Raw genomic sequence first — 641 nt, 5'->3', positions numbered from 1 at the left:
CAAGGCGACGACGGGTAGCCGACCTGAGAGGGTGACCGGCCACACTGGGACTGAGACACGGCCCAGACTCCTACGGGAGGCAGCAGTGGGGAATATTGCACAATGGGCGAAAGCCTGATGCAGCGACGCCGCGTGCGGGATGACGGCCTTCGGGTTGTAAACCGCTTTTGACACCGACGAAGCGAAAGTGACGGTAGGTGTAGAAGAAGGACCGGCCAACTACGTGCCAGCAGCCGCGGTAATACGTAGGGTCCGAGCGTTGTCCGGAATTACTGGGCGTAAAGAGCTTGTAGGCGGTTCGTCGCGTCGTTTGTGAAAACTTGCAGCTCAACTGCAAGCTTGCAGGCGATACGGGCGGACTAGAGTGCTTCAGGGGAGACTGGAATTCCTGGTGTAGCGGTGAAATGCGCAGATATCAGGAGGAACACCGGTGGCGAAGGCGGGTCTCTGGGAAGTAACTGACGCTGAGAAGCGAAAGCGTGGGTAGCGAACAGGATTAGATACCCTGGTAGTCCACGCCGTAAACGGTGGGTACTAGGTGTGGGGCTCCTTCCACGGACTCCGTGCCGTAGCTAACGCATTAAGTACCCCGCCTGGGGAGTACGGCCGCAAGGCTAAAACTCAAAGAAATTGACGGGGGC

The 641-nt window shown here is 58.3% G+C and carries 1 rRNA gene; it reads left to right on the top strand.

Going from position 1 to position 641, the window contains the following annotated elements:
* A 16S ribosomal RNA gene (locus IEX78_RS24005) occupies positions 1 to 641 on the top strand; the annotation flags it as partial.

The sequence above is a fragment of the Nocardia camponoti genome, from assembly GCF_014646135.1.
Classification (GTDB): Bacteria; Actinomycetota; Actinomycetes; order Mycobacteriales; family Mycobacteriaceae; genus Nocardia; species Nocardia camponoti.
The sequence above is the reverse complement of the archived record's forward strand: the minus strand, read 5'-3'. Positions and strand labels throughout refer to the sequence as shown.